The 26220-nt window shown below is 44.3% G+C and carries 23 protein-coding genes and 1 pseudogene; 1 reads left to right on the forward strand and 23 read right to left on the reverse strand.

Annotated features, from left to right (window positions below):
• Positions 1–27: 27 nt before the first annotated feature.
• Positions 28–1605, forward strand: coding sequence for an S-layer homology domain-containing protein (locus HFD99_RS04155; protein WP_090889651.1), 1578 nt, complete (start codon positions 28–30; stop codon positions 1603–1605).
• 88 nt (positions 1606–1693) lie between these two features.
• Here the strand turns inward: HFD99_RS04155 and HFD99_RS04160 are convergent, their stop codons facing one another.
• From HFD99_RS04160 to modA, 23 genes and pseudogenes are all read right to left on the reverse strand, one after another.
• Positions 1694–2656: a helix-turn-helix domain-containing protein gene (locus tag HFD99_RS04160; RefSeq protein ID WP_017426874.1), complete on the reverse strand. Its 963-nt coding sequence runs from the start codon at positions 2654–2656 to the stop codon at positions 1694–1696.
• Between the two features lie 130 nt (positions 2657–2786).
• Positions 2787–3182: a hypothetical protein gene (locus HFD99_RS04165; protein WP_017426873.1), complete on the reverse strand. Its 396-nt coding sequence runs from the start codon at positions 3180–3182 to the stop codon at positions 2787–2789.
• A gap of 39 nt (positions 3183–3221) precedes the next feature.
• Complete coding sequence (locus HFD99_RS04170) at positions 3222–4205, reverse strand: sensor domain-containing diguanylate cyclase (RefSeq protein ID WP_017426872.1); 984 nt, start codon at positions 4203–4205, stop codon at positions 3222–3224.
• Positions 4206–4229: 24 nt separating this feature from the next.
• Positions 4230–5036, reverse strand: a complete 807-nt coding sequence (locus HFD99_RS04175; RefSeq protein ID WP_017426871.1) for an alpha/beta fold hydrolase — start codon at positions 5034–5036, stop codon at positions 4230–4232.
• An 86-nt stretch (positions 5037–5122) separates the two neighbouring features.
• Positions 5123–5473, reverse strand: coding sequence for a hypothetical protein (locus tag HFD99_RS04180; protein WP_206704146.1), 351 nt, complete (start codon positions 5471–5473; stop codon positions 5123–5125).
• A 106-nt stretch (positions 5474–5579) separates the two neighbouring features.
• Positions 5580–6416 carry a methyl-accepting chemotaxis protein gene (locus tag HFD99_RS04185; protein ID WP_017426869.1) on the reverse strand — a complete coding sequence of 279 codons (837 nt, stop codon included), beginning with the start codon at positions 6414–6416 and terminating at the stop codon, positions 5580–5582.
• 227 nt (positions 6417–6643) lie between these two features.
• Positions 6644–8101, reverse strand: a pseudogene (locus HFD99_RS04190) (glycoside hydrolase family 1 protein).
• A gap of 28 nt (positions 8102–8129) precedes the next feature.
• Complete coding sequence (locus tag HFD99_RS04195) at positions 8130–10046, reverse strand: beta-glucoside-specific PTS transporter subunit IIABC (RefSeq protein ID WP_017426867.1); 1917 nt, start codon at positions 10044–10046, stop codon at positions 8130–8132.
• Between the two features lie 116 nt (positions 10047–10162).
• A complete protein-coding gene (licT, locus tag HFD99_RS04200; protein WP_016821780.1) occupies positions 10163–10990 on the reverse strand; it encodes a BglG family transcription antiterminator LicT in 828 nt (275 codons plus the stop codon).
• A gap of 397 nt (positions 10991–11387) precedes the next feature.
• Positions 11388–12404: a GTP 3',8-cyclase MoaA gene (gene moaA / locus HFD99_RS04205; protein ID WP_016821781.1), complete on the reverse strand. Its 1017-nt coding sequence runs from the start codon at positions 12402–12404 to the stop codon at positions 11388–11390.
• A 69-nt stretch (positions 12405–12473) separates the two neighbouring features.
• Positions 12474–12707, reverse strand: coding sequence for a MoaD/ThiS family protein (locus tag HFD99_RS04210; protein ID WP_016821782.1), 234 nt, complete (start codon positions 12705–12707; stop codon positions 12474–12476).
• Positions 12700–13143, reverse strand: coding sequence for a molybdenum cofactor biosynthesis protein MoaE (locus tag HFD99_RS04215; RefSeq protein ID WP_026065414.1), 444 nt, complete (start codon positions 13141–13143; stop codon positions 12700–12702). The genes HFD99_RS04210 and HFD99_RS04215 overlap by 8 nt, the downstream gene beginning before the upstream one ends.
• An 86-nt stretch (positions 13144–13229) precedes the next feature.
• Positions 13230–14249, reverse strand: coding sequence for a ThiF family adenylyltransferase (locus tag HFD99_RS04220; RefSeq protein ID WP_017426865.1), 1020 nt, complete (start codon positions 14247–14249; stop codon positions 13230–13232).
• A 108-nt stretch (positions 14250–14357) separates the two neighbouring features.
• On the reverse strand, positions 14358–15554 hold the full coding sequence (locus HFD99_RS04225) for a nitrate/nitrite transporter (protein ID WP_025365500.1): 1197 nt from the start codon (positions 15552–15554) through the stop codon (positions 14358–14360).
• Between the two features lie 207 nt (positions 15555–15761).
• Entirely contained in the window at positions 15762–16409 is a 648-nt protein-coding gene (locus tag HFD99_RS04230) for a response regulator transcription factor (RefSeq protein ID WP_038978085.1), read from the reverse strand.
• 7 nt (positions 16410–16416) lie between these two features.
• Entirely contained in the window at positions 16417–17481 is a 1065-nt protein-coding gene (locus HFD99_RS04235) for a PAS domain-containing sensor histidine kinase (protein WP_017426863.1), read from the reverse strand.
• A 1-nt stretch (position 17482) separates the two neighbouring features.
• Positions 17483–17935 (reverse strand): GAF domain-containing protein, encoded by a 453-nt coding sequence (locus HFD99_RS04240; protein WP_016821790.1) that lies wholly within the window; start codon positions 17933–17935, stop codon positions 17483–17485.
• 45 nt (positions 17936–17980) lie between these two features.
• Positions 17981–18664, reverse strand: a complete 684-nt coding sequence (gene narI, locus HFD99_RS04245; protein ID WP_013372381.1) for a respiratory nitrate reductase subunit gamma — start codon at positions 18662–18664, stop codon at positions 17981–17983.
• Positions 18661–19227: a nitrate reductase molybdenum cofactor assembly chaperone gene (narJ, locus tag HFD99_RS04250; protein ID WP_039276164.1), complete on the reverse strand. Its 567-nt coding sequence runs from the start codon at positions 19225–19227 to the stop codon at positions 18661–18663. The genes narI and narJ overlap by 4 nt, the downstream gene beginning before the upstream one ends.
• Positions 19220–20809, reverse strand: a complete 1590-nt coding sequence (gene narH / locus HFD99_RS04255; RefSeq protein WP_016821792.1) for a nitrate reductase subunit beta — start codon at positions 20807–20809, stop codon at positions 19220–19222. The genes narJ and narH overlap by 8 nt, the downstream gene beginning before the upstream one ends.
• Positions 20799–24473, reverse strand: coding sequence for a nitrate reductase subunit alpha (locus tag HFD99_RS04260; RefSeq protein WP_123797483.1), 3675 nt, complete (start codon positions 24471–24473; stop codon positions 20799–20801). Before HFD99_RS04260 ends, narH begins: the two co-directional genes overlap by 11 nt.
• Positions 24474–24672: 199 nt before the next feature.
• A complete protein-coding gene (gene modB / locus HFD99_RS04265) occupies positions 24673–25350 on the reverse strand; it encodes a molybdate ABC transporter permease subunit (RefSeq protein WP_016821794.1) in 678 nt (225 codons plus the stop codon).
• On the reverse strand, positions 25347–26198 hold the full coding sequence (gene modA, locus HFD99_RS04270) for a molybdate ABC transporter substrate-binding protein (protein WP_031461948.1): 852 nt from the start codon (positions 26196–26198) through the stop codon (positions 25347–25349). Before modA ends, modB begins: the two co-directional genes overlap by 4 nt.
• Positions 26199–26220 lie beyond the last annotated feature (22 nt).

Below are 26220 nucleotides of genomic sequence, written 5' to 3' on the forward strand. Positions count from 1 at the left end.
GACACCGGAATTTTATGGAGGAAATTTATGCGTAAAATCAAGTCTTTTTGTTTATCTTATCTTGCTATTATCGTTTTATTTGGAACCTGGACATGGAGTTTTTCCGAGAGTGCTGTGTATGCAACCTCCTCACCAGTACCTAGTGTAACGGATGCTGTGTATGCTACTGAAACCACAGTAACGAGTTGGACAAATCCTTCTAAACAAGGTCAATCCGTAACGTTTAGCATCAAAACCATCTCAACTCCACAAATTACGAAGGATTTAACCGGCACGGTGGTCCTTATGGATGGTACGGATATATTAGATACGCTGACGATGAGGCCAAATGGCATTGCGAATGGATATGCCACTGCCACTTACACCACAAGTAATCTAAGTGTGGGAAGTCACCCGATTACGGCTTTATATAGTGGGGATGCTCGTTTTATTCCCAGTACATCTGAGCCATACATTCAGGTCGTAAATGCATCTGCACCTGCGCCTACACCTTCACTGAGACCTACAGTAACTACAGTATTGAGTTCGACGAATCCGTCTAGTCAAGGTCAAGAAGTAAGGTTTAGCGTGAGGACAACTTCAAACCCACAAACTTCGGGCGATTTAACTGGAACGGTCATTCTTATGGACGGCACGAATGTATTAGATACGCTGACGATGGAGCCGGTGGGCATTTCGAACGGCTATGCCAATGGGTACTACACTACAAGAGACTTAAGTGTGGGAAGCCACGCGATCACTGCTATATACAGCGGGGATGCTCGATTTGCCCCGAGTACATCTGAAGCGTATATACAGGTTGTAAATGGAAATGCAAGCACTGGCGGAACTGGTGATACTAGCAATAACGACAGCAGCAGTAGCAATAAAAAAGATAAGAAGGATAACACGGATAGCAGTGATTCATCTTCTTCCAGTGAAACAACCACACCTTCATCACCATCGGTTTCTTCAACGGTTTTACCGACTCCAGAAATCATGCCAGTAGAGCAATCCGAGGTTGCGCATGAAAAATATATAACGGGTTATCAGGATGGTACTTTCCGACCGGACCAGTCGATTACACGGGCTGAAACCGCTGCGATGATGGCTAGGATTATGAAGTTGGAGACAAAAGAAGGCTCAACGACATACAAAGATGTACCTAGCACGTATTGGGCAAAGGATTCGATTATAGCACTTACGACACAGCACCTCATGAATGGGTATGCAGATGGAACATTTCGACCAGAGCAACCCATTACCCGTGCAGAAATGGCAGCAATACTCGCATCCTGGAAGCAGCTTAAAGGAACACAAACCACAGCTTCTCCTTATACCGATATCGAAAAACATTGGGCAAGAGATTCCATTGTAGCGTTAGCTAATGCAGGATGGATTACCGGCTATAATGATGGAAGCTTCCAACCCAATAAATATATAACACGCGTAGAAACCGTTACAATTTTGAACACAATCTTAAAACGAGGACCCCTGGAAGGAACCATTCAGGCTACATGGAAGGATGTACCAACAGATTACTGGGCATTCAAAAATATTGAAGAAGCGTCTCGTACCCATACTTCAACCATCGATACAGATGGCATTGAAACTTTCGTGAAATAAGCACCAAATAAAAAGGCTGGAATCCTATCTATACGGGTTCCAGCTTTTTGTTTACTTAATATTTTTTAACATGGTCAAAACAGAATTTTTAAAATACTTTCTTTAAAGATGATGGCTTCACTCCGTATTCCCGGAAAAATTGCTCTGAAAATGCACTCACATTACTGTATCCTACAGCCATCGCAGCTTCTGTTACATTGCTTTCCTGGCTTCGAAGCAGCTTCATCGCATATTCAAGACGAATTTGGCGCAAATGTTCAAATACAGTTGTTCCAAAACATGCTTTGAATCCTTTTTTTAATTTAAAATCATTTAATCCAACCTTTTTTGATAATGCGATCAGTGAAGGAGGATCAATCATGCTGGATTCAAGGATTTGCCGAGCCATATGCAACTTTCTGACATCTTCTTTAGATAAGCCTTCGGGCATGGGAGTTAAATCAAATAATTGAATCATAAACCTATTCAAAATCTCTAGTGCCGCTGCTTCCATTAATAAAGGCGATTTATGCACACTTTTCAAGTCTTTGATCAAATGTTCAATCATCACTATACTTCTGTGATCCAGTTCAAAACTAAGATGATGGAACGCAGCACCCTTCAGAATTTGATTAAATTCAATAGCTACCTGTCGACGAGCTGCCAACTGTGAAGCTGCATAATTAAACAACGAGACAGGAATGCCAAGCGCAAAGGATTGGTATTGTTCGTTAACGGGAGGATGGAAATATGCTTTGAAATCCTGTAAAAAAATAAGAGCACCCCGCCCTATCGGGAGCGTATAGTCCAGACCAGCTATATTTACATGACGTTGACCCGAAAGTGCAAATTGAAGTTCAATCATTTGTCCTCTGGAGGCAAAGTTCGTCGGATAAGGCTCGTGATATTGAATATGCGAATACACAATCTCGATTCCGCTGTAAGTCGTAACTCGGTAAATATGTCCGTCGCCCGCTTCCGGTAACATCATATACGTATGCTCGTTTTGTTTTCTAAACGGAGTTTTTTCTAAATAATGCTGATATATTAATGATAACGAATTTGAATTCACAGGCGTTCACCTCAAAGGTTTTCATTCATTCTGATACCACAAATGAGAATCGTTATCATTAATATTAGCTGAATTTGACTGGTTTGACCAGGCTTATTGGAGTATGCTGTGGAGATATTCGGGGAATCTATTAATCCCAATCCATATAAAACGTTGCCTTCAATTTACCCTTCTCACATGCTGGGCAGCTCAAATGAACCGGCACATTGTTTTCAATGTGTTCCTGCTGCATAACACTCGCGCATCTAGGACAAGCATGAGAAATTTTATACTGTGATGAGTCCGATTCCATCTCAATAAACAATTCATTGCGGATGGCCTGACAGACCGGGCACACATACAGAGCGTCATAAGCATCATATCTCGCCGAAGGGTTGCCTATGAATTCCTCAATACGCCGTTTAAGGGCAGCATCCTGTACAAACGAAGCAATGGATTCCAAACGCATATACAATAAACCAAACCCCACAAATATGTTCTCAGTATAAGCACAGATATCACAGTCCAGCTTGTACGCTTCGCCCATTTTATCCTCCAGCTCTTCATATAGTTATGAAGCCTCTATCTATCTCTTTATAAGACTTGCTGCATGCGTGACCCGGTTTCTCCCGCCACTCTTGGAAGCATACAGTGCCAAATCTGCTTGATGAACTATCGATTGTTCCGTATCCGCTTGCGTAACCGTTGCCACGCCAATACTCACAGTAATGCTGTAATCTCCCCAATCCCTTGAGGCCGTCGTGGAGCGATATCTTTCTGCTGCACGAATGGCTTCCTCTGCGTCGTTGCCCGGAAGAATAATGACAAACTCCTCGCCACCATAACGAGCGACAATATCCATCTCCTGTGACATGGATTGTAGTAACTCAGCCAGATTAGTGAGCACCAGGTCGCCCACCGGATGACCATAAGTGTCGTTAATGTTTTTGAAACGATCAATATCAATGATCAGCAACGAGAAAGGTATTCCGGTCTCTTGAAAGGAGGCTAGGCTGATTTGTAATTGATCTTGAAAATATCTTCTATTTTTAAGCCCAGTTAACGGGTCGGTTGACGCCATCGTTTCTAGCTGGTGATTAATCCGCACTAGTTCCTGCTGTTTGATTTCATATTCTTCGTGCAACCGTTCAAGCTTCTGGTTTGCTTCATTCGTCGCCTGATATAATTCCTGAAGCTTGGTTTTGGTCTGTAGTATATCTTTCTCATGTTCAATCCGCTTACGCATCATAAGCACTACACAATCAATAACAGCTTCTCCATTGCGTTCCTGCCGAACTCCGTTTAGAAGTACAGGCACATCCTGTCGATCACTTGTGCGAAACGAGAAGTACATCTCATCAACATGCCCGTACAACTGGATGTAGGGATAAAAATAAGTATGAAAAAATAGCTTGTTCGTAACAGACATTGTCGTTTCAATCGGCCGCCCGAGCAATTGATCACGTTCATAAAGAAGCATGTCCAATAAAGTTTGATTTACCGATTGAATGATCCCAGCGTCCGAAATTGAAAAGTATCCACAGGGAGCTTTATCTAATTGAATATCCATTGCATGACTGCCTTTCTTTCGATATTACACACTGGCTAAATATTCTTTGATTAAATCGCTCGTTTCTCCTGGTTGGCTTAAATGAGGATAATGCCCCTTTGCTCTCATCTGCTGAAGTCTGCTATTTCTAAGATGGGTATGCAAATAATCCCCTACCTCAATTGGAGCAATACTATCGTCTGAGCACTGGAGAATAAGCGTAGGAACCGAAGCATGCGGAAGATCGACACGGCAATCTGAAAAAAATGTAACCTCTGCGAATTGCCGTGCAATATGAGGATCTCTGGAGCAAAATGCCTTTTCCAACTCTTCGGTTAAGTCCCCTCGCTCGGGATTTTGCATAGCAATGGGCGCCATGTAACTAGCCCAGCCAATAAAGTTCATTTGCATCATATCCAGTAATTCATCAATATCACTCTTATCGAAACCTCCATAATAAAAAGGCAGGTCATTCACATAGCGTGGAGAAGGACCGAGCATGACAATGCGTTCAAAATATTGAGGGCTTCGGATGGATGCGAGCATTCCGATCATGCTGCTAACGGAGTGTCCGACGAATATGATATTCCGTAACTCTAACGCTTCCATAATATCCAGCACATCTTGGGCATATCCTTGCAAGTCACTGTATTTTTGGGAATCATAGTATTTTATTTGGGAATCTCCAGAACCAACGTAATCAAATAAGACGATTTGGTAGTTGTCGATAAAGCTAGGGACGATATAACGCCACATATCCTGATCGCATCCAAAGCCGTGAGCAAATACAATCGTCTGGCTGCCTGTACCCAACACTTTTACATTATTACGTCGGAGAATATCAACGGTCATTGTAAATCACCTCTCTGAGGTAGTATCTGTTCTATGGCTTCTCTTCCCTATTATATCGGAAAAGATTTGATTATGGATAATGGATCTCATTCATAAATCCAGCGTTTAATGATCCCCTTTACCTTGTGCACATGTTGCTGTGATGGGGAACAAATAATAACTAATTCGTTTTTCCCATTCGTATCTAACCAATAGTGAACGTCATCCCCCTCATTAACCGTTTCATGAATGATTCTGATGGATTTATGACTTATTTTCGATTTAGCCGAAAAAATGGGGTTCATATCCATAACTTTCTGACCATTAGAAAAGGATGTGTTGTAATAAGGAATCACCCAGTTCTCTTTATCCTGATCTTGTACTAAATTTAGAAATACACGCACCCAATAATCCTCTAGTTCTGTGTAACTCTGTTCATTCAACCCATTCAAATTCATATATGTATCCACTCCAAATGATTTAATAAACTTAAAAAAGCCTCGCCCTGTGATCACATTTCCATGACGGAATGCACAATTCACAGACCGAGACTTCTTCCAATCTTTATTTTACATCCACATCATTCGTGATTTTCTCTATTAAACCTCTCAAGCCTTGGTTGGTATCATTTAATTGATCAATAATATTCATGAACTCCGACACAAGCTTGGCCTGCTCTTGGGAAGATACAGTAATCTGCGTAATCTCTTGTTCCATACTATAAACCGATTGTCTGACAGCTTGCAAGGATTGCTCGATTCGCCCAGTGGCTTCCTTGGTGCCCGTAGACATCTTGCGGATTTCTGCGGCAACAACCCCAAATCCTGCTCCTGCCTCACCCACCCGAGCAGCTTCAATGGCTGCATTTAGTCCAAGCAAGTTTGTCTGCTCTGAAATTTCCTTGATGTAGCCAGCCACCTCAGTCACATTACCAGAGTCCTCAACCGCCTTTTTCGTATTGCTTAAAATTTCCTCGGCTGTCGCACTAAGCTCCTCCGAATGGGCTGCTACATGCTGAATCCCTTCCACTAGCTTGCTTGTAACATCCTCTGCTTGGCTCATCAACTTCTTCAGTTGATCCTGATTATCCATACTATAGGTGATGCACATTACTGCCTCAATCTCATTCTGTTCATTCTTTATCGGATGAAAGTATGAATCAGCAGCAAACCCGAAAACTTCGGCATCATAGCGAACTCGGGTCTTTTCTCCGTCTACTAGCATTTTGAAGTTCTTGTGTACATCAGGGAGAGGGTCGCCTGCCTTGAAATCATAGACTAAACTTTTCCCCGACTGAAAGAATAGAAATTTTTCTTTATCCATTACAGATATTAAAACATCATGTCGTGCAGCTTCTCTAATAAACGGCATGGCAGACAAAACAGCTTCTACTTGATTCATAATATGTATCCACTTCCTTATATTTTGTTATCCACCCTACCCTTTATTTCGACATTTTCAACCCATGTGTTTAGTAAAATTAACATACTATTGACTATGGTGATCTCCTAATCTGTATACATTCACCGTAGTTTCCTGAAGGGAAGCTGGTTTTAAATCCAAACAGCGCATACCTACTGAATAGGCATGCGCTGACTGCATCACTTTTTGAAGACACACACTAATATTTAGTCCAGCTGTTCCCCATTAGTTTCGATCACACTCTTATACCAATAGAAGCTCTTCTTTCTGGATCTGGCAAGTGTTCCTTTACCTTCATTATCCTTATCGACGTATATGAATCCATAGCGTTTTTTCATTTCACCGGTTCCCGCACTTACTAGATCAATACATCCCCAAGGTGTATAACCTATTAAATCTACTCCATCAGCAATGGCTTCTTTCATTTGCTCAATATGCTGCTTTAGATAATCAATTCGATAAGCATCTTGAATGGAGCCGTCTTCTTTCACTGTATCCACAGCGCCCAGACCATTTTCCACAACCATTAACGGGATTTCATATCGATTATAAATGTTATTGAGGGACCATCTCAATCCCTGCGGATCGATTTGCCAGTCCCAGGCGCTTGCTTTTAAATAGGGATTCTTTAATCCCATGGATAAATTCCCACCCACCTTCTCCTGATTGGGGTCTGCACTGACACAAGTGGATGAATAATAACTGAAAGTATAAAAATCTACGCATCCTTCTTTTAAGACGTCCTCATCATTGTCCTGCATCGTAATTTGGATATTATGTTCTTTAAAATATCGTTTGGCAAATCCGGGATAAGCACCTCTTACTTGAACATCTGAACATAGGAAATTACTCAAGTTATCCTTTTGTTGAGCGAGCAAAACATCATCGGGGTTACAGGTAAGTGGGTATGAACACATATAAGCAATCATACAGCCAATTTTAAAATCCTTATTGATTTCATGCCCCAGCTTTACTGCCTTTGCACTGGCTACAAATTGATGATGCAAAGCTTAATACAGGACCTGCTCATCCTTCACTGTAGCATGGGCAAGCTCTCCATTCCCCTCTGGCATCATCGCTCCAGCCATGAACGCCCCAAAAGACAAGGTTAAGATATTGATTTCATTAAAGGTGAGCCAGTATTTTACGACATCTTTGTATCTGTTAAAAAGTACTTCACAATATCTTACATAAAAATCTACCACTCTGCGATCTGACCAGCCGTTATATTTTTGGGTTAAATGAAACGGTGCTTCATAATGTGAGATCGTAACCAACGGCTCAATGTTGTACTTTTTTAATTCTGCGAACACACGATCATAGAACTGCAAGCCTTGCTCATTCGGCTCTGTATCATCTCCGTTCGGAAATATTCTGGACCAAGCGATGGACATTCTAAAAACCTTGAAACCCATTTCAGCAAATAATCGGATATCGTCTTTATAATGATGGTAGAAATCAATAGCCTCGTGACTTGGATAGTTCATTCCTTCTTCCAATACAGGCGTAATTCTTCGGGAAATAGTATGCGTCCCGGCTGTTATTACATCAGCAGTGCTTAGTCCCTTACCATCCACGTTATACCCACCTTCAAATTGGTTAGCAGCCGTGGCCCCTCCCCATAAAAATCCTTGTGGAAACTCCTTGGTTATATTATTGTTCATTGTTTATTCCTCCTAAAATATAGGTATCTTAGACCATGACCGTCAACAAATCCTCTTTATAACCAATCGTCTTCTTCTCCGTTTCAATAACATCCAAGTAACTAGCAGTGTTGGCAACAATTACAGGAGTAGTCAGAACATAACCAGCCTCTTGGATAGCCTCCAGATCAAACTCCATGAGCAATTGTCCCTTTTTGACGGCTTCCCCTTGTTTTACTTTGGGATAAAAATGTTTACCTTTTAATTTGACTGTATCCTTACCTACATGGATGAGAATTTCCACGCCCTGATCACTGGTAATTCCGATCGCATGACCTGACGAAAATAAGGATGTTAAGACACCATCTACAGGTGAAACGACCTTGCCTTCGGAAGGCTCAATGGCAATCCCTTTACCCAGAGCACCTGTCGAAAAGGCTTCATCAGTTACCTCAGATAAAGGTTTTACATCACCCTTTAACGGACTAATTACCGTCTCCTGTCTTATTAAGACTTCTCCTCCTTTTGCTGCTCCCGTTGAACTAACTTCTTTTTTCGTTTCTTTCACCTCATCATCTTTAAATCCGCCAAAAAACATAAGCAAGAAGCCTAATACGAAACTTACCAGGATACCAATAACAGCCCCATAAAATCCGCTGTCTATTCCTGACGGATTAATATAGCTCGGAATCGCGAAAATGCCTAAGCCGCCAATGATATAGCCTTTCGTTCCCATCATTCCGATAATACCGCCACCTACTGCAGACGCTATACAGCTTAAAATGAATGGTTTCTTACGTGGTAATGTAATCCCGTAAATCGCGGGTTCTGTTACACCAAAGATCCCGGAGATAACAGCTGGAATGGAAAGGGATCTCAGCTTTACATTTTTGGTTTTGAACAAAATCGCCAGTACGACACCTGTTTGAGCAAAGGAGGCTCCCAGCGTTGCAGCAAGGATCGGATCGAATTTGAGCACCGCCAAGTTGTTCATAGCGATAGGAACAAGACCCCAATGTAACCCAAAAATAACAAATACTTGCCAGAAAGCGCCCATGATAATACCTTCAATCATCGGGCTTAAGTTATACACAAAGAGGGTGGCTGCGCCAAGCAGTTGACCTGCCCAAGTCGAGAGTGGTCCAATCACAATCAGCGCTAAGGGTACAATAACTAACAAAGTGAAAAACGGAACCAAGAATGTTCTCACTACGCTAGGGATGACCTTTTTAAAGAAATTTTCTATTTTTGAGCCTACATAGGTGGATACGATAATCGGAAGAACCGTTGATGCATAGCTCATCAGAATGACCGGAATACCTAAGAAGGTGATATATACCGGTGACTCAAATATAGTGCCGCTAAATAAAGTGTATAGCGGTTTACCCGAGGCTGTTATCGTGCTAAAGGTTGGATAAACAAGTGACGCCCCGATCGCCATACCTATAAAAATGTTGGCATTGAATTTTTTAGCTGATGTATACCCCAGGAAAATAGGGAAGAAGTAGAACAAGCAGTCTCCTAAAGCATTGAGAATTTGATAGGTACCCGATGTAACAGTCAGCCAGCCTATAGCTACAAACAAGGCCGTAAAACCCTTAATCATACCCGTGGCACTCAAGACACCCAGCGTGGGTGTAAATACACCTGAAATGGTATCAATAAACCTATTGAACAAACTGACTTTTTCACCAGATGTTTCTTCTGAATCGCCTGCCTGGAAGCCGCCTATCGCAGCAACATCCGCATAAACCTCGGGCACATGATTACCGATCACAACTTGGTATTGTCCCCCGCTTTTTACCACAGTGACGACACCATCCATATTTTTCAGAACCTCTGTATTGGCCTTATTTTCATCCTTTAGCTTGAAGCGCAAGCGTGTAATACAATGAGTTAGACTATTTACATTTTCTTTGCCGCCGACATTTCTGATGATGTCTTTTGCTAATGTCTCATACTTCATTGTAACTGCCCCTTTATTTGTATTTATAAAAAAAGGCAAAACCAAAATAGATCAAATTCGATCTAGGTTGGTTTCGCCTGCATTACCAGTAACAATCCAAGGAGTTATTCAATTGGTCATTGAGTTACGCGTTGAATATGAATCGTTATATACAGTTTTTCTTCATCTGACAATACCGTGTCCAAGTATTTCTCAATCTTTAGCATACAGTTGTAAGCTTTTTTGTACTTTGCTTTCACTTGCCTTAATAGAAAATCATCTTCCAGTGCTAATTTTTTTTCTTTTTGAATTAATCGCTGAAAGAAAAACCTTAAATGTGTAATAAATCGTTCATAGCTGGTCGAGTGTTCATCCAGAGTTATATTGTAAGAATATTTAATAATATTTAAGATATCCTGTATTTTTTGAGTTTGCTGAGCGACATCCGCTACTTTATGGTAGGAGCTGTTGACTTGAGCATTGATTAAATGAAGAGCTATATTACCTGCTTCATCTTCAGACAATCGTTTACCTGTTTCGTCTTCAATAAACTCCAGCGCTTTTAAGCCAACTCCAAACTCTTTAGGATAAAATTTTTTAATTTCCCAGATGAGCGGATTTGCATTTTTAAACCCTTCATCAAACATTTTAAATGCATTGTTCATGTGATCTGTAAGCGAAACATATACATAGTCGCTCAGCTGTGCTTCCAATATGCTCTTTCCATATTCAATGATGTCATAGCATAACGAAACATATTCTGTAGGGACATCCTCTAACAGTAATTTAAATTTCTCTGAAGCATCTTTTTGTTTAAGTACAAACACCTTTTCAATTAAATGCTCTTCTACTTGTTCTCCTGCATTCTTTTTGAATGCAATTCCACGACCCATAACAACAAATTCATGCCTTTTTGAATCTTTGGCTATTATGGCGTTATTATTAAATATCTTTGTTATGATCATTCTGGCTGCCCCCCTGATCCCGCAATAATCTAAAAAAGGATTTAGATGCTGGGCGATATTTCAGATAGGTCACAAGACGGTAATAGCCGATCAAGCTTTCGCTGTAAGCCAAACTATAATGTGTAGATTTATAAACCCATTAAAATGAAAGCGTATTCATAAAGAGGAATAAGCCCTACACTATCACTCACCTTTCTACGTTATTGCAAATCTGTATACAAAAAGAAAAGGCAAAACCCAACACATGGAAGTCCAGTTCCATGTCCCGGGTTTTGCCTTTTCAGTAACAATCCCAAGATCATAATAACATCGAATTTAAGTTTTGCCAACAAAAATGTTTGCGCTTTCTTTTCGGGAATATCCACATCGAACACGGCACATTACCAGGATAAAAATGTCAGCCGCCAATGTAGGACATGTTAATTTTTTTTCTGTTGTTTGCAGTCTGTTCTGTACGTTCATCGGAATACCGATCTATGCGTTGTTCCCATACTGAAGTAATCGCATCAAGTAATTCCTGATCATTCGCCCCGTTACGAAGCATCTGGCGCAAATCAAATCCGTCTGAAGCAAACAAACACGTATAAAACTTACCATCAGAAGATAAACGGGCACGCGTGCAGGATGAGCAAAACGAATCAGAAACCGAAGTAATAAAGCCAACTTGCGCGTCGCTGTCTTTATAACGGTAACGTTTTGCCACTTCTCCAAAGTAATTCTGATCTACCGGCTCCAACTCGTACTCATTCTTAAGTCGCTCCATAATTTCTTCTTTTGTTACTACCTTTTTGAAGCTCCATCCGGTATCGTTACCTACATCCATAAATTCAATAAAACGAAGAGTTATTCCCTGGTCCTTAAAATAAGCAGCCATCGGCAAAATCTCAGAATCATTAACACCTTTTTGAACCACCATATTGACCTTAATCTCAAAACCGATTTCTCTTGCAAAATCGATCTGCTTCAAAATAAACGCAGGCTTAATGCCCCGTCCATTCATCTGCCCAAATAGCTCGGGGTTCAGAGCGTCTACACTGACATTAAGCCGTCGCAGTCCCGCGTCATAGAGGCGTTGCGCCTGTTGCCCTAGTAGCAAACCATTTGTAGTCAACCCTATATCCTCAACTCCACTGATAGACAAAATACTAGAGACAAGGTCGGGAAGGTTCGGTCGCATTAACGGCTCACCACCTGTGAGTCGTATTTTTTTGACCCCAAGGCCTACAAAGAGCTCCGTAAGCCGATGAATCTCTTCAAACGATAGGCATTCGCTTTTGGGAAGAAAGGCAAAATCGTCGCCGAAAATTTCTTTTGGCATACAGTAGGAACAGCGAAAATTGCAGCGATCCGTAACAGATATACGTAAATCACGAATCGGACGCCGCAATGGGTCCTTCAGCGGATGTGAACTCATGTGACCACCTTCTTTTTTTCATTAGCTGTATTTGACGTTGCGGACATGGACACATGACAAGCACTTTCACTAGCCGCCGCTGACAGGCGGAATAAAAGCTGCGATATCTCCATCCTGCAGTACATCTGTAAGCAACGCGTACTCCTCGTTTACTGCAATTCTTGTAGAATTGATCGGCATATCCGGGTATTTATCTGTGATCCAACTGTATAATTCCCCTACAGTTTGGCCTGCCAAATCTGCCATTTCTTCGAATTTTCCTGTTACTTCACGGAGTCCCGCAAAATAGTACAGCTTAATCATGACTGATTTCCTCCGGCTTTTTCTTTTGTTGTCCGATCCATTGTGTTCCGTTTTCCCATATCTCTCGCTTCCAGATCGGAACGATTTCCTTGATTCGTTCGATTGCGTATTCATTCGCCTTATACGCATCCGAGCGGTGTGGTGAAGAAACAGCGATGACAACGGCAATATCACCGATCTGAAGCTCACCAATCCGATGTGCAATTGCTACTCTTGTCCCTTCCCATTTCTGTTCAATTTCGTGGCCAATCTCTGCAAGCTTTTTCTCAGCCATAGGCACATAGGCCTCGTAAGCAAGATATAATGTCCGTACGCCTTGGGTCCACTCTCTTACGTGCCCTGTAAACACGGTCACCGCTCCCGCTTCTGGTCTTAAGACATAATCTGCATAAATCTGCGGAAGAATGGGCTCCGTCACGATTTCAAATACACTCATCTTTTCCACCTTCCAGCCACCTGGCAAGCTACTCTGCTATGAAAACTCTGCTCACTATTTATATTTCCTGGATCTATATCCCTTGTTTAACCGAACAACTGATGGTATAGCTTTTGACCTCTGGCAATACTTCCAATACCGTGAATGAGGAGCCTTCCGTTTTTAAATAAAATCATTCGGTGCTCAAAGGCATAAAATTCAACGAAATAAGGGGTCCTTTTTACACGTTCCGCCATAAGCCTGCCCATTTTCTCTGCATCGTCCAACGTAATCGGACGATGAGGGTCTGGAAGAACCTGCACTACATCCCGTCCGCACAGCGAAGCATACGCCGAGCGACGGGATGCGGTCAGTGCAGGAAACACAGGATGCTCTCCACAGGTCGGACAATTCTGATTGCGGATGCGGGAAATCCCTATGTCCATCTGCGTATTTTCCCATAGATCAAATAAATGAACCTTGCTGCGCATTTTATCACGTTTACCGCTCAGCCACTTCATGGCTTCTGCACTTTGGAGAGCAGCCGTCACTTGAACTGCGGGCGAGATGATTCCAGCCGTATCGCAGGTCTGATTGATTGCCGGCAGCGATGGCAGTAGGCAACGAAAACAAGCTGACTTGCCCGGCACGAACGGAAAAACAACGCCTGTGCTTCCAACACAGGCGCCGTAAATCCATGGAATTTCAGCCTTTCGTGCAGCATCGTTTATAAGCAGCCGGGTTTCAAAATTATCCGTTGCATCCATCAGCAATGTGCTTTTACCAGCAAGCTCTTGAGCAAGCCCGGTATCCAAGCTGTCGAGATAGGTATACAAGCGTACGTCTTCTCGTATCGCCTTTAACCTTTTTTCAGCAGCCGTTACCTTGGGGAGCATTTGCGCAGCATCCTGCTCCGTGAATAACTGCTGGCGTTGCAGATTCGACGTCTCCACATAATCACGGTCAACCAGGTGAATCTCTCCGACGCCCGCTCTTACTAATGTTTCAGCGATGGCGGAGCCTAGTGCCCCGCAGCCGATAATGGTAACAACAGCTTCAGACAGATTACGTTGTCCTTCACTGCCGATGGGTCTAAATAAGATCTGTCTTGAATAACGTTCCTTCATCACAATGTCCCCCTAACGTTGAAGAGCGATCGTTAACTTTGTGCTTTTTCCTGTGGCTCTCGCTAGAAACGTTAAAGGTGTCTTTATAATTTCTCCACTCTTAATGCTTTACTGCTGAAGTTCCTTTTGTTTCTCAAAGCGGTTCTGCTCGGCAGCTACAGGGAAACGTCCTTGATAATATAGCCATATGACGAGAATCAGGCTAGCCAGTGCCACTTGGGAGAGTAACATGAACCCAATGGAATATTGGCCAGTAGCCGCATGAATCGTCGATAACAAGATGGGAGGGAAAAAGCCACCCAGGCCACCCATCATGGATACAATTCCGTTCACTATGCCTGCCTGTTTATTAAAATAAAATGGAACTAGCTTGAAAATGACACCGTTCCCGATTCCCGCACTCACAGCGATAGCCAAGCACCCTACGGTATACAGAGTGATGTCTGGTGAAAAAGCCAGAAGAATCGCAGCGACCGTATACACAGCAAACGTACCTACCAGCAGAAACAAGGGCTGAAAACGATCCGCCAGCCAGCCACCGATCGGGCGGAAGAATGTAGCAATTGCGATAAAGCCTGCTGTACGCATCCCTGCATCCACTTTATCCAGCTCAAAGTTCGATACGAGAAAATTCGGTAGATACACCGTAAACGCTACAAATGAACCAAACGTAATAAAATAAAAGAGCGAGAAAAACCAAAGCTTTTCATTTTTGTAAACCCCTTTGATTTGCTCCATAATGGGCGTCTTGACTTTAGCTTCATGACGGTCCCCAAAGAAGAAATTCAAAACGATAAAAACAAGCAATAGGATAAGATACAGCTTGACTGTAAGTGCCCATCCTACCTGTGTCGCTACAATCGGAGCGGAGAAGGTCGTTACTGCTGTCCCCAGGTTGCCCACACCATACATCCCGTTGACAAAGCCATGTCTTTCTTTCGGATAGTACTTGGGCAGTGAAGTTACTCCAACCGAGAACACCGCTCCCCCAATCCCAAGGAACAAGCCACCGATAATTAAATCCGTCATCGTCGAAGCTTCACTGATATAGTAGACCGGAAACAAAAGCAAAACAAAGCTAACGAGGAAAACGATTCTCGCCCCGAAGATATTGGCATAATAACCAAGCGGAATGCGCAGAATCGATCCAAGCACGACCGGAATCGCCGTAACCATGGCCAGTTTTCCGGGTGGAATCGCAATATCCTCCGTAATGAACGGCATGAGGGAAGAAATGATGACCCACACCATGAATCCAAGAATCAGGTTCAATGTTTGTAGCGGCAACTGCATTTTTCTAATCATTTAACTCACCTTTTCAACTTTATTCTGTCGAATGTTTGATTTGTATTTTTCTGTTCCCATTGTAGCCGCTAGCCGTTCCTTTCGAATATAGGGGACTCCCCTTTCCCGGTCAGGGGAGTCCCTGAAAATAAAAAAGCCGCTTCTCGTAAGAAGCTGCTTGATTCATTGTAGATATATTATTGGATTAATAATAATCTTCTTCATAAACTAGAAATCCAGCATTTTTTTCTTTAAAGCATATTGGACCAGCTCGGGCCGGCTTTTTAAGTTCAACTTCTCCATGATTTTAGCTTTATTCGCTTCCACGGTTTTGACAGAAATGAACAGCTTTTCGGCAACTTCCTTGTTACCGTATCCCTTTGCAACCAAAGGGAGAATCTCCAGCTCGCGCTTGGACAGAATCTCATACGGATCTTCGGTTTGTGATGTTGTGTCTTTCTTAATGAACTCACGCACGAGAGAAGTGGCCATTTTAGGATGGATATAAGTCCCGCCCCCATGAATGGTTCGTATGGCAAGCAATAGCTCCTCATCTGGTGCATTTTTCAAAACGTACCCTGAAGCACCATTCTTCAAAATATGAAATAGATATTCTTCGTCGTCATGCATGGTCAGTATCAGAATTTTAGTGTCAGGGTGGTCCTCTTTAATCTTGCCTGTGGCGATCAAACCACTTTCGCCTGGAGGCATGCTGAGGTCCATAATTAGAATATCCGGCTGATGTTTGGCTACCATAGTATACGCTTCAATCCCGTCCGCAGCCGTTCCGACAACCTCCATATCCGATTGGAAGTTGAGAATCATGGAAAATCCGCTTCGTACAATGGCATGATCATCCGCTAATACAATTTTGATCAAGTTTCTATTCCTCCTCGTGTCCAATCGGAATTTGTAAAAAGACTTTGGTTCCTTGGCCAACATTCGAAAGGACGCCAAAACTTCCACCTACCAGTTCTGCTCGCTCCTGCATACCATACAAGCCTAGTCCTGTCCCAATAGGCTTGCCCCCCTTATCAAAGCCAATCCCATTATCCTCTACAGTCAAACGAAGCGCGTGTTCGTGCTCCGACAAAGTAACTTTAACGGTATCCACCTGGGCATACTTCAACGCATTGAGCACAGCCTCCTGACAGACGCGATAAATGACTGTTTCTTTTTCGCTTCCATACCGCTTCTGGGGAAGATCAGATACGAACTCAACCACTAGACCAAAACTTTGCTCGACCCGCTTAAAGTGGGAACGGAATGCCGCCTCAAGTCCAAAATCATCAAGGGTAGCAGGACGAAGATCCACAGACAGGTTGCGGATATCATCCAGCAAGCGTGTCATGGATGCTTCTGTTTGTTTCATGTTTTTAATGAGCTGCTCATCATTCGTCATGTATTTTAATACCCGTAGTTCAACAACCGCGCTCATCAATTCCTGGGCGACGCTGTCGTGCAGCTCTCTGGAAAGCCGTTTACGCTCGTTTTCCTGTGCTTCAATAACATGTTTCATCATTTTGTTCTGATACAATTTCTCCTGCGTCTGAAATTGCGGGGTCAAATCTCTCAGCATCAGCACCCGGATTCCATTTGTAGAATCAATCGTATGAAAAGAAGCTGCATAGGGAACCATTCCGTTGCTTTTCGTCTCCAGATAAACCTGAAAAGAAGCAAAATTGTTGGATTCAGGCACATTGAAATAACAGTCAAGGCAGGTACGGGGCTCTGTGTCGCTTGTATAGCCTCTGCATGTTCCACATAAGGCCCTGTCCTGTCCTTCATAGAGTTGAATGAGAACGTCATCGTCTACAATCTCCTCAGCCGCCGGGTTCATGGCTAGGGTTTTCCCTTCCCTATCAAAAAAGAAGATAGCTTCTGTACTGTTCTCAAACATCTTCACCATTAGCGCACTCAAAGAGTCTGTCCCTATAGACAATGTCAATTCAGATCACTTCCTTCCCGTTCAACTCTCCAATTCCCCTATGTGCCAAGGTTTCCAAATCACGCATCATAGCTTCGGTCATCAGCTGTTCTTCTCGAAATCCACCCAGCAGTACACCCGCGACGCGAGCATCATTCCACAGGGGTACAGCGCCGAGACTCTTGAGCTTCTCGGATTGAACGATTGGATAGTTAAACAGGTTGTCTGCCCCAACAAATTGATGAACAGATGGAATAAAGATAGATTTCCCGGTTTTAAACACGACTCCTGCTATACCCTTTCCAGATTGCAGTACAATCCGCTTAAATCGATCATTCAAATTGCCAGCGGCGTTTTTCCATTTAATGACGTATTGATATTCGGCCGGTTCAACCAGAGCAAGTGCCATAAAATCATAACCGAAATGTTCGCGTATTCGCTCAAGCTCCCTTTGATAATCCATCTTATTATTCATCACTCTCTCCTAATAAAACTAGGAAAGAAGGCAGAGCCCGCTTTCCTAGTTTGATTTATGTCTTCTGTAAAGGATATAACTTCTGCGCACATAATTCAACGGAACACTCCACACATGTACAAGCCGGGTAAACGGCCAGAATGCAAAAATCGCAAAACCCATAAGTACATGAAGCTTGAAAGAAATCGGTACATCTCTCATCAGTGTAGGGTCAACACGGAATATGAACAAACCGCGGAACCAGATCGAGATTGTCTCCCGATAATCAAATTCCGGCTGAACCGCATTCGTTACGAGTGTGGCAAACATCCCCATGCACACAAGCGCCAACAGCAATACGTTTACGATCAAATCAGAAGCTGTACTTAAACGGCGCACATTACGAATTGTAAAACGTCGAGAGGTAAGTATCAACATCCCAAGGAACGTCATGGCTCCAAATATTCCACCAATATAGACTGCTCCAATGTGATATAGATGATCGTTTACCCCCAGTGCATGCATCCAGGTTTTGGGTATACCCAGACCAGACACATGACCGAAAATAACTGGAATGATCCCCAGGTGGAATAAGAGGCTTCCGATCATCAATTGTTTCTTTTCAATAAATTCACTTGATTTTGCCGTCCAATTGAACTGGTCCGTTCTATAGCGGAAGATATGGCCTACGATAAAAATGACCACACACATATAAGGGAAAATGACCCATAAAAACTGCTCCATCATCATAGCGTGGCTGCCTCCTGTTCTACGCAAGCTTTAAGCGTTTCGCGCAGTCCCTTGACCAGATGAAAATACGGGCTTTCCATTTTTTCCAGCGCTTTAAGCAAATGATAAGTGCCGTCTTCCAAAATCGCGATCGGCATGCGGAAATTTTCTGTCGTCTTTGCATCCTGTACCCATTCGGCGGCATACAGGAATTCACACATGAGCGGTAGGTAATCCGGCAGCTCACCATCTGGCATTTCAAGACCATACATTTCATAGAGAACCTTTAACTTGACCAGCATTTGTCCTCTTTCTTTTGCATCTTCAAACTTGAAGTAAGTCATATATAGTGCGCAATTTTTTTGAAAATCGAAGGTTTCTGTATACAGTTCCTGGATCTCTTCCATACTAAACTCTTGCATAAGAGACCAGTACTTATGAGCATGCGTATACGCAGGATGATCCGAATCAAATGATGCTTCCAGAAAAGCCGGATGAAAATCCAGCTTTTCCGGGTACATGAGTTGTTGGGCGAAAAACCCGAATGAAGGCTTGAATTCATACAGTTTCGCTACATTAATCACGCCAAATACCTCCGTAGAAGTTTTCTTCATACATTTGCTTGCCTGATTTCGAAGGCTCTTCCATTCCCGTGGAGCTTGCCAGGCTACAACCGCTACAGCCAGCTCCTCCAACTCCACAACCTTCCATATTCCCTAAGGTATCACCGTAACCAGCAGCTCCTTGGGCGCGATATGGATTAGAATAACCCTCTTTATGCGATGTTGGAATAACGAAACGGTCCTCGTATTTGGCAATGGCCAGAAGCCGGTACATCTGCTCGGCCTGACGTGCTGTCATGCCGGTGCGTTCCAGACGGCTTTCATCGAAAGATTGTCCTGTGGACTGGGCACGCATATAGGAGCGCATCATAGCCATCCGCTGCAGCGATTCTTTCACCGTCTGGGTGTCGCCCGCCGTCAACATATTGGCAAGATACTGAATAGGCGTGCGCATTTCTTCGATAGCTGGAAAGATCATATCTGGATTCTCGATGGAGTCTTTCCCTTCAAAGTAATTCATGATCGGACTAAGTGGTGGTACATACCAGACCATCGGCAGCGTGCGGTATTCCGGATGAAGCGGGAATGCCAGCTTATACTCAATAGCAAGCTTGTAGACCGGTGAGTTCTGCGCAGCCTCAATCCAATCTTGCGAGATCCCATCTTTTTTTGCCTGCGCAATTACCGCTGGATCACTTGGGTCCAAGAACAAATCACACTGTGCTTTATACAGATCTTTCTCATCCTCTTTAGAAGCAGCCTCCTGCACCTTATCCGCGTCATACAATAGAACGCCAAGGTAACGAATTCGTCCGGTACACGTCTCGGAGCAGACGGTTGGCAACCCGGCTTCTACGCGCGGGAAGCAGAAGGTACATTTCTCTGCTTTGTTCGTCTGCCAGTTGAAGTACACTTTCTTATATGGACAACCCGTCATGCAATATCTCCAGCCGCGACATGCTTCCTGATCCACAAGCACGATGCCATCCTCGTCCCGTTTGTACATGGCACCTGAAGGGCAGGATGCGACACAGCTTGGATTCAGACAGTGTTCGCAAAGCCGAGGAAGATACAGCATGAACGACTTCTCGAAATTGAATTTAATCTCTTCTTCAATTTTCTGAATATTGGGATCGAGAGGTCCTGTCACATGCGTACCTGCCAAATCATCCTCCCAGTTTGGCCCCCAATTCAGATCCATTTTTTCGCCTGTTACAGCAGATTGTGCACGCGCGACCGGAGAATGCTTCTGCTCTTTGGCGTTGGTCAAATGTTCATAATTGTAAGTCCAGGGTTCATAATAATCCTTCATTTCAGGCATATCGGGATTGTAGAAAATTTTACCGAGCGCTATCTTGGACAGCTTGTTCCCTGACTTCAGTTCAAGCTTCCCTTTGCGAAGCTGCCAGCCCCCCTTATACTGTTCCTGGTCTTCCCAGCGTTTTGGATAACCAATACCGGGCTTCGTTTCCACGTTGTTGAACCACATATATTCCGCACCTTTGCGGTTTGTCCAAGTTGTTTTGCACGTCACGCTGCACGTATGGCAGCCAATACATTTATCCAGGTTCATTACCATGGCAATTTGAGCTTTAATCTTCAAGCCAGTTAACCTCCTTCATTTTACGTACCGCTACGTACACATCGCGCTGGTTGCCGATTGGACCGTAATAGTTGAACCCGTAGCTAAGCTGAGCGTATCCGCCAACCATCTGGGTCGGTTTGAGATGAATTCTTGTTGGCGCATTATGACTGCCCCCGCGTGTATCCGTGATTTCGGAGCCTGGCACTTGAATGTGCTTATCTTGTGCATGGTACATAAACATCGTCCCTCTTGGCATCCGGTGGCTGACAACTGCCCTGGCGGTAACGACACCGTTACGGTTGTATACCTCTACCCAGTCATTGTCGGCGAGATCATGAGCTGCTGCGTCTTCGTTATTGATCCATACCGTTGGCCCTCCACGGAACAGCGTAAGCATATGCTGGTTATCCTGATAGGTGGAGTGAATATTCCATTTCCCGTGTGGAGTCAGATAACGAAGCACAAGTGAATCCTGGCCACCCTTGATTTCCCGATCACGTGTACCGAATACCATCGGTGGCAAAGTCGGTTTATAGATAGGCAGCGACTCCCCAAACTGCTGGAAGATTTCATGATCGATATAGAAATGCTGTCTTCCTGTCAAAGTCCGGAACGGAACGAGACGCTCAATATTCGTGGTAAATGGCGAGTAGCGACGTCCCTGTTTGTTAGAGCCACTGAATACCGGTGTCGGTATAACTTCACGCGGCTGCGCTGTAATGCTTTGGAACGTGATCTTTTCGGCGGCGCGGTCGGCTGAGATGTCCATTAGCTTCACACCGTGATCCTTTTCCGCCTCTGCGTAGGCTTTTTGGGAGACACGACCATTCGTTGCAGACGAAAGATGAAGAATCGTATCAGCCACTTGACGGGCTGTCTGGATCTTCGGCAGTCCATCTTTAATGGACTCATCGTAATAAACCCCGTTCAGCTTCTTCAATTCCTCATATTCATCCGCTACCGAGAAGCTAACGCCATGCGCGCCCGTTTTTCCAGTAGCCAAATTTGGACCGAGCGAGACATATTTATCGTAAATTTTGGTGTAATCGCGTTCTACGATGCTGAAATTAGGCATGGTTTTACCCGGCACAGCTTCGGCCTCGCCTTTTGTCCAGTCCTTTATAAGCCCCATCGGTTGCGCAATTTCGCCTATGGAATCATGCCCAAGCGGTGCAGTTACAAGGTCTTTATATATTCCCGGTAGATGCTCTTTGGCCATGTTCGAGAAGGTTTCAGACAGCTGACGGTAAATATCCCAGTCCGAGCGGGATTCCCAAAGCGGATTCACCGCAGGATTAAATGGATGCACGAACGGATGCATGTCTGTCGAGGACAAATCCGTCTTCTCATACCAGGTTGCCGCCGGAAGTACGACATCCGCGTACAACGGTGTTGTGGTCATCCGGAAATCAAGTGCGACCATCAAATCAAGCTTTCCTTCCACATCTTCCCGCCAGACGATTTCCTCAGGCTTCTGATCTTCGTTCGGCCGGGCAAGCAGCGCGTCGGAGGCTCCGAGCAAATGCTTCATGAAATATTCCTGTCCCTTGGCCGAGCTGGAAATGAGGTTGGACCGCCAAATAAAGAGCGAACGCGGGAAGTTCTCCGCTGCCCCTGGATCTTCAATAGCAAAACGGGTCTTACGCGATTTAATCTCTTCCACAGTGTGGTTAATGATTTCCTCGTTTGACTTCTTGCCTAATTGCGCCGCCTCTTCGGCGAATAGCAGGCTGTTTTTATTAAACTGCGGGTAAGAAGGCATCCAGCCCAACCGTGCAGCAAGTACATTGTAGTCCGCCGGATGTTGGTAACTGACCTCTCCCCCAGTCGGCGATTTCAATGTGTCGGTGCCGCTTTCTTCATACCGCCACTGTTCTGTTGCAAAATAGAAAAACGAAGTAGCATTTTGCAACCGAGCCGGTCCCTGCCAGTCTTTTGCAAAGGCAATCGTTGACCAGCCTTCAATAGGACGGCACTTCTCTTGACCTACATAATGCGCCCAGCCTCCACCGTTAACACCTTGGGAAGCCGTCAGCACGACCAGGTTCAAGATGGAGCGATAAATGGTGTCACTGTTAAACCAGTGATTGATCCCCGCCCCCATAATGATCATGGAACGTCCTTGAGTGTCGATGGCGTTCTGAGCAAATTCGCGAGCAACTTGCACTACGACCGATGCCTTGACTCCCGTGATCTTCTCCTGCCAGGCAGGAGTGTAATGAGAAGCTGCATCGTAATAATCCTTTGCATTATGAGGGCTATCATTGCGAGCGACACCATACTGACTCATCATCAAGTCATATACGGTGGCTACGAAGCGCTCTGAGCCATCAGCCAGACGTACTTTTTTCGCCGGAATGACACGTTTGAATGTTCCGTTACCTGTATTATCAAAATAAGGGAATACGATTTCTTCCCATTGCTCGTCATGACCTTCCACCGTGAGCGCAGGCTCAACCTTGGTTCCATCTTCCCGTTCCAGGATCAGGTTCCATTTCTTATCCTGCTCCCAGCGCTGTCCCATTGTACCGTTCGGGACCATCATTTCCCCTGCTACTTCATCGAAAATGACTGGTTTCCAATCTGCATGCTGTGAAGCATCCCCCAGATCACTCGCCCGCAGAAAACGCCCACCTTTCCAGGCTCCTTCGTGGGGGTCAAGCAGAATCATGAATGGCATATCTGTATATTGCTTGGCATAGTTAATGAACATGGGTTCCTGACGTTCCTGGTAGAACTCATCCAGAATGACATGGGTCATCGCCTGTGCCACAGCGGCGTCTGTACCCGGATTGGGTGCAAGCCAGTTGTCAGCGAACTTCACATTTTCCGCCAAATCCGGAGCCACGGATACGACCTTGGTTCCTTTATAGCGTACTTCCGTCATAAAGTGGGCATCCGGCGTCCGGGTAAGCGGCACATTCGAGCCCCACATGATCAGGTAGCCCGCGTTGTACCAATCTGAGGATTCAGGTACGTCCGTTTGCTCACCCCAAATTTGAGGAGAAGCAGGCGGAAGATCGGCATACCAATCGTAAAAGCTCAACATCTCCCCACCAAGCAATGAAATAAACCGCGCTCCTGAGGCATAGCTTATCATTGACATTGCTGGAATAGGGGTGAAGCCTGCAATCCGGTCAGGACCGTATTTGCGAATGGTGTAAATTAATTGCGCCGAAATCAGATGCAGAACATCATCCCAAGTCACACGAACATGCCCGCCTTTGCCGCGAGCCGATTTGTAGAGCTTGGCTTTCTCCGGGTCTTCCACAATGCTGGCCCATGCGTCTACCGGATTGCTATGCTCCTTGAGGGCAGCTTGCCAGAGTCGCAATAACTTACCGCGCATATATGGGTATTTCACACGTAACGGACTGTATTCATACCAGGAAAATGAAGCACCACGCGGGCATCCACGCGGCTCAAATTCCGGCATGTCCGCACCGCAGGAGGGATAATCGATTTGCTGATTTTCCCAAGTGATGATGCCATTCTTAACAAAAACCTTCCAGCTACAGGAGCCGGTACAGTTAACACCATGCGTCGTACGAATCACTTTGTCATGAGACCAACGCTGGCGGTACACGTTTTCCCATTCTCTATTTTTTTCTTCAAGGATTGACCAATTTCCAGAATAGCTCTCGATTGGCTTGAAGAAGTTGAGACTATATTTTTTTTTCATCGGTGATCAACGCTCCTTTTCAGAATAAATCAGCCCGTTGCAAACCCACGGAGAGGATTCATTCGCTTACTCTCATTATGTAATTCATTCCTCTCCGTTCCCATTAGGGAATGTCCTATAGCGCTATAGAAAATCCCTCGTTCTAAGGAAAGATACAAAAAAAGCCCCCCTCTACCAGAGGGAAGCTTGTATGAATAGATTAATTGTTCTTTTGACCTGTTAACAGGAGCATTATAAAGGAAATGAATATGATAGAGCATGTCCAAGCCCAGGCCATAGGAAGATGACCAGAATCCACTGCAATATAGATGGCTGTAGGGATCGTTTGTGTTTTACCCGGAATATTTCCGGCAATCATCAGAGTAGCACCGAATTCTCCCAGCCCACGGGCAAAACCAAGTATAAAGGCCGCTTTAAAAGAAGGGAAAATCAAAGGAAAGGTGATATATCGGAAGACCTGCCATTCATTTGCCCCCATCGAGCGCCCCGCGTTTTCCAAGTCACGATCCACTGCAGCGAATCCCATTCTCAGTGTCCGATAGACTAGGGGAAAAGCCACAACCACCGCGGCCACGACCCCAGCCCACCATGAGAATACAATAGGCTCGCCAAACCAATGCTCCACCAAACGTCCAAATCCACTTTTTCGTCCGAGTAAGATTAGCAGTAAAAATCCAACTACCGTCGGCGGGAGCACCAAAGGCAGCATAAGCACGGTTTCAACGAGTGTTTTCCCTTTAAATAATCCTAACCGCGACATGGACCATGCCGCAAACAAGCCTAATAGGATCACCAAAACGCTGGATAACAGTGCAATCTGTAACGATAAACGAATCGGAGGCCAATATTCGCTCCAATCTATAGCCTGCATGCTCACTTCGGTATGGTAAATCCATACTTAGCCATAATGTTCAGAGATTCTTGCGATTGAAGGTATTCATAGAAGCTTTCGGCTTCTTGGATGTGTTTGGAAGCTTTGATGATCCCGATAGGGTACTCAACCGTTGAATAAGTTTTAGAGTCCACCTCAAAAGCAATTTTCGCCTTTTGCGAAGTTAACGCATCTGTCTTATACACAAATCCGACATCTGCGTTACCCGTTTCTACATATTGCAGCACTTGTCTAACATCTTTTGCCTGAACAAGCTTGTCTTGTAACACATCCCAAAGCTTAACGTTCGTCAGTGCTTCCTGTGCATATTTGCCTGCAGGAACACTCTCAGGAATACCGATTGCTACCTTTTTCACTTCTTTTTGCATTAAATCCTTTACACTCGTGATGCTCGTCGTCCCGTCAGCAGGGATCACCGCTACCAACTCGTTCGTCAGCCATGTTTTTTGTTTATTGCTCTCTATTAAATGCTGATCTACGAGAGACTTCATGTTTTTCTTCGAAGCAGACAAAAACAAGTCCGATGGAGCTCCTTGCTCAATCTGCTTTTCCAGTGCACCAGAACCACCAAAGTTGAAATTCAATTGAATACCTTTATGGGATGATTCGTACAATGTCTGGATTTCTTTAAGTGCATCTGTTAAGCTCGCAGCCGCGGAAATGGTCAGTTCTACAGTTTCAGTCTTTTTCGATGAATCCTGGCCGGAGACCTCGTTCTGGACCGCGCTGCTACCACTTGAAGCTGATTGTTGCCCCGCACCGCACCCTGCTAGTAATAACACAACACAAAAAGCAAAAAAGAGTGCCTGGCTATGTTTAATAATTTTTTTCATTTTTGTTTGACTCCTTACGTCT

This window comes from Paenibacillus sp. EKM301P (assembly GCF_011800295.1).
GTDB lineage: Bacteria > Bacillota > Bacilli > Paenibacillales > Paenibacillaceae > Paenibacillus > Paenibacillus polymyxa.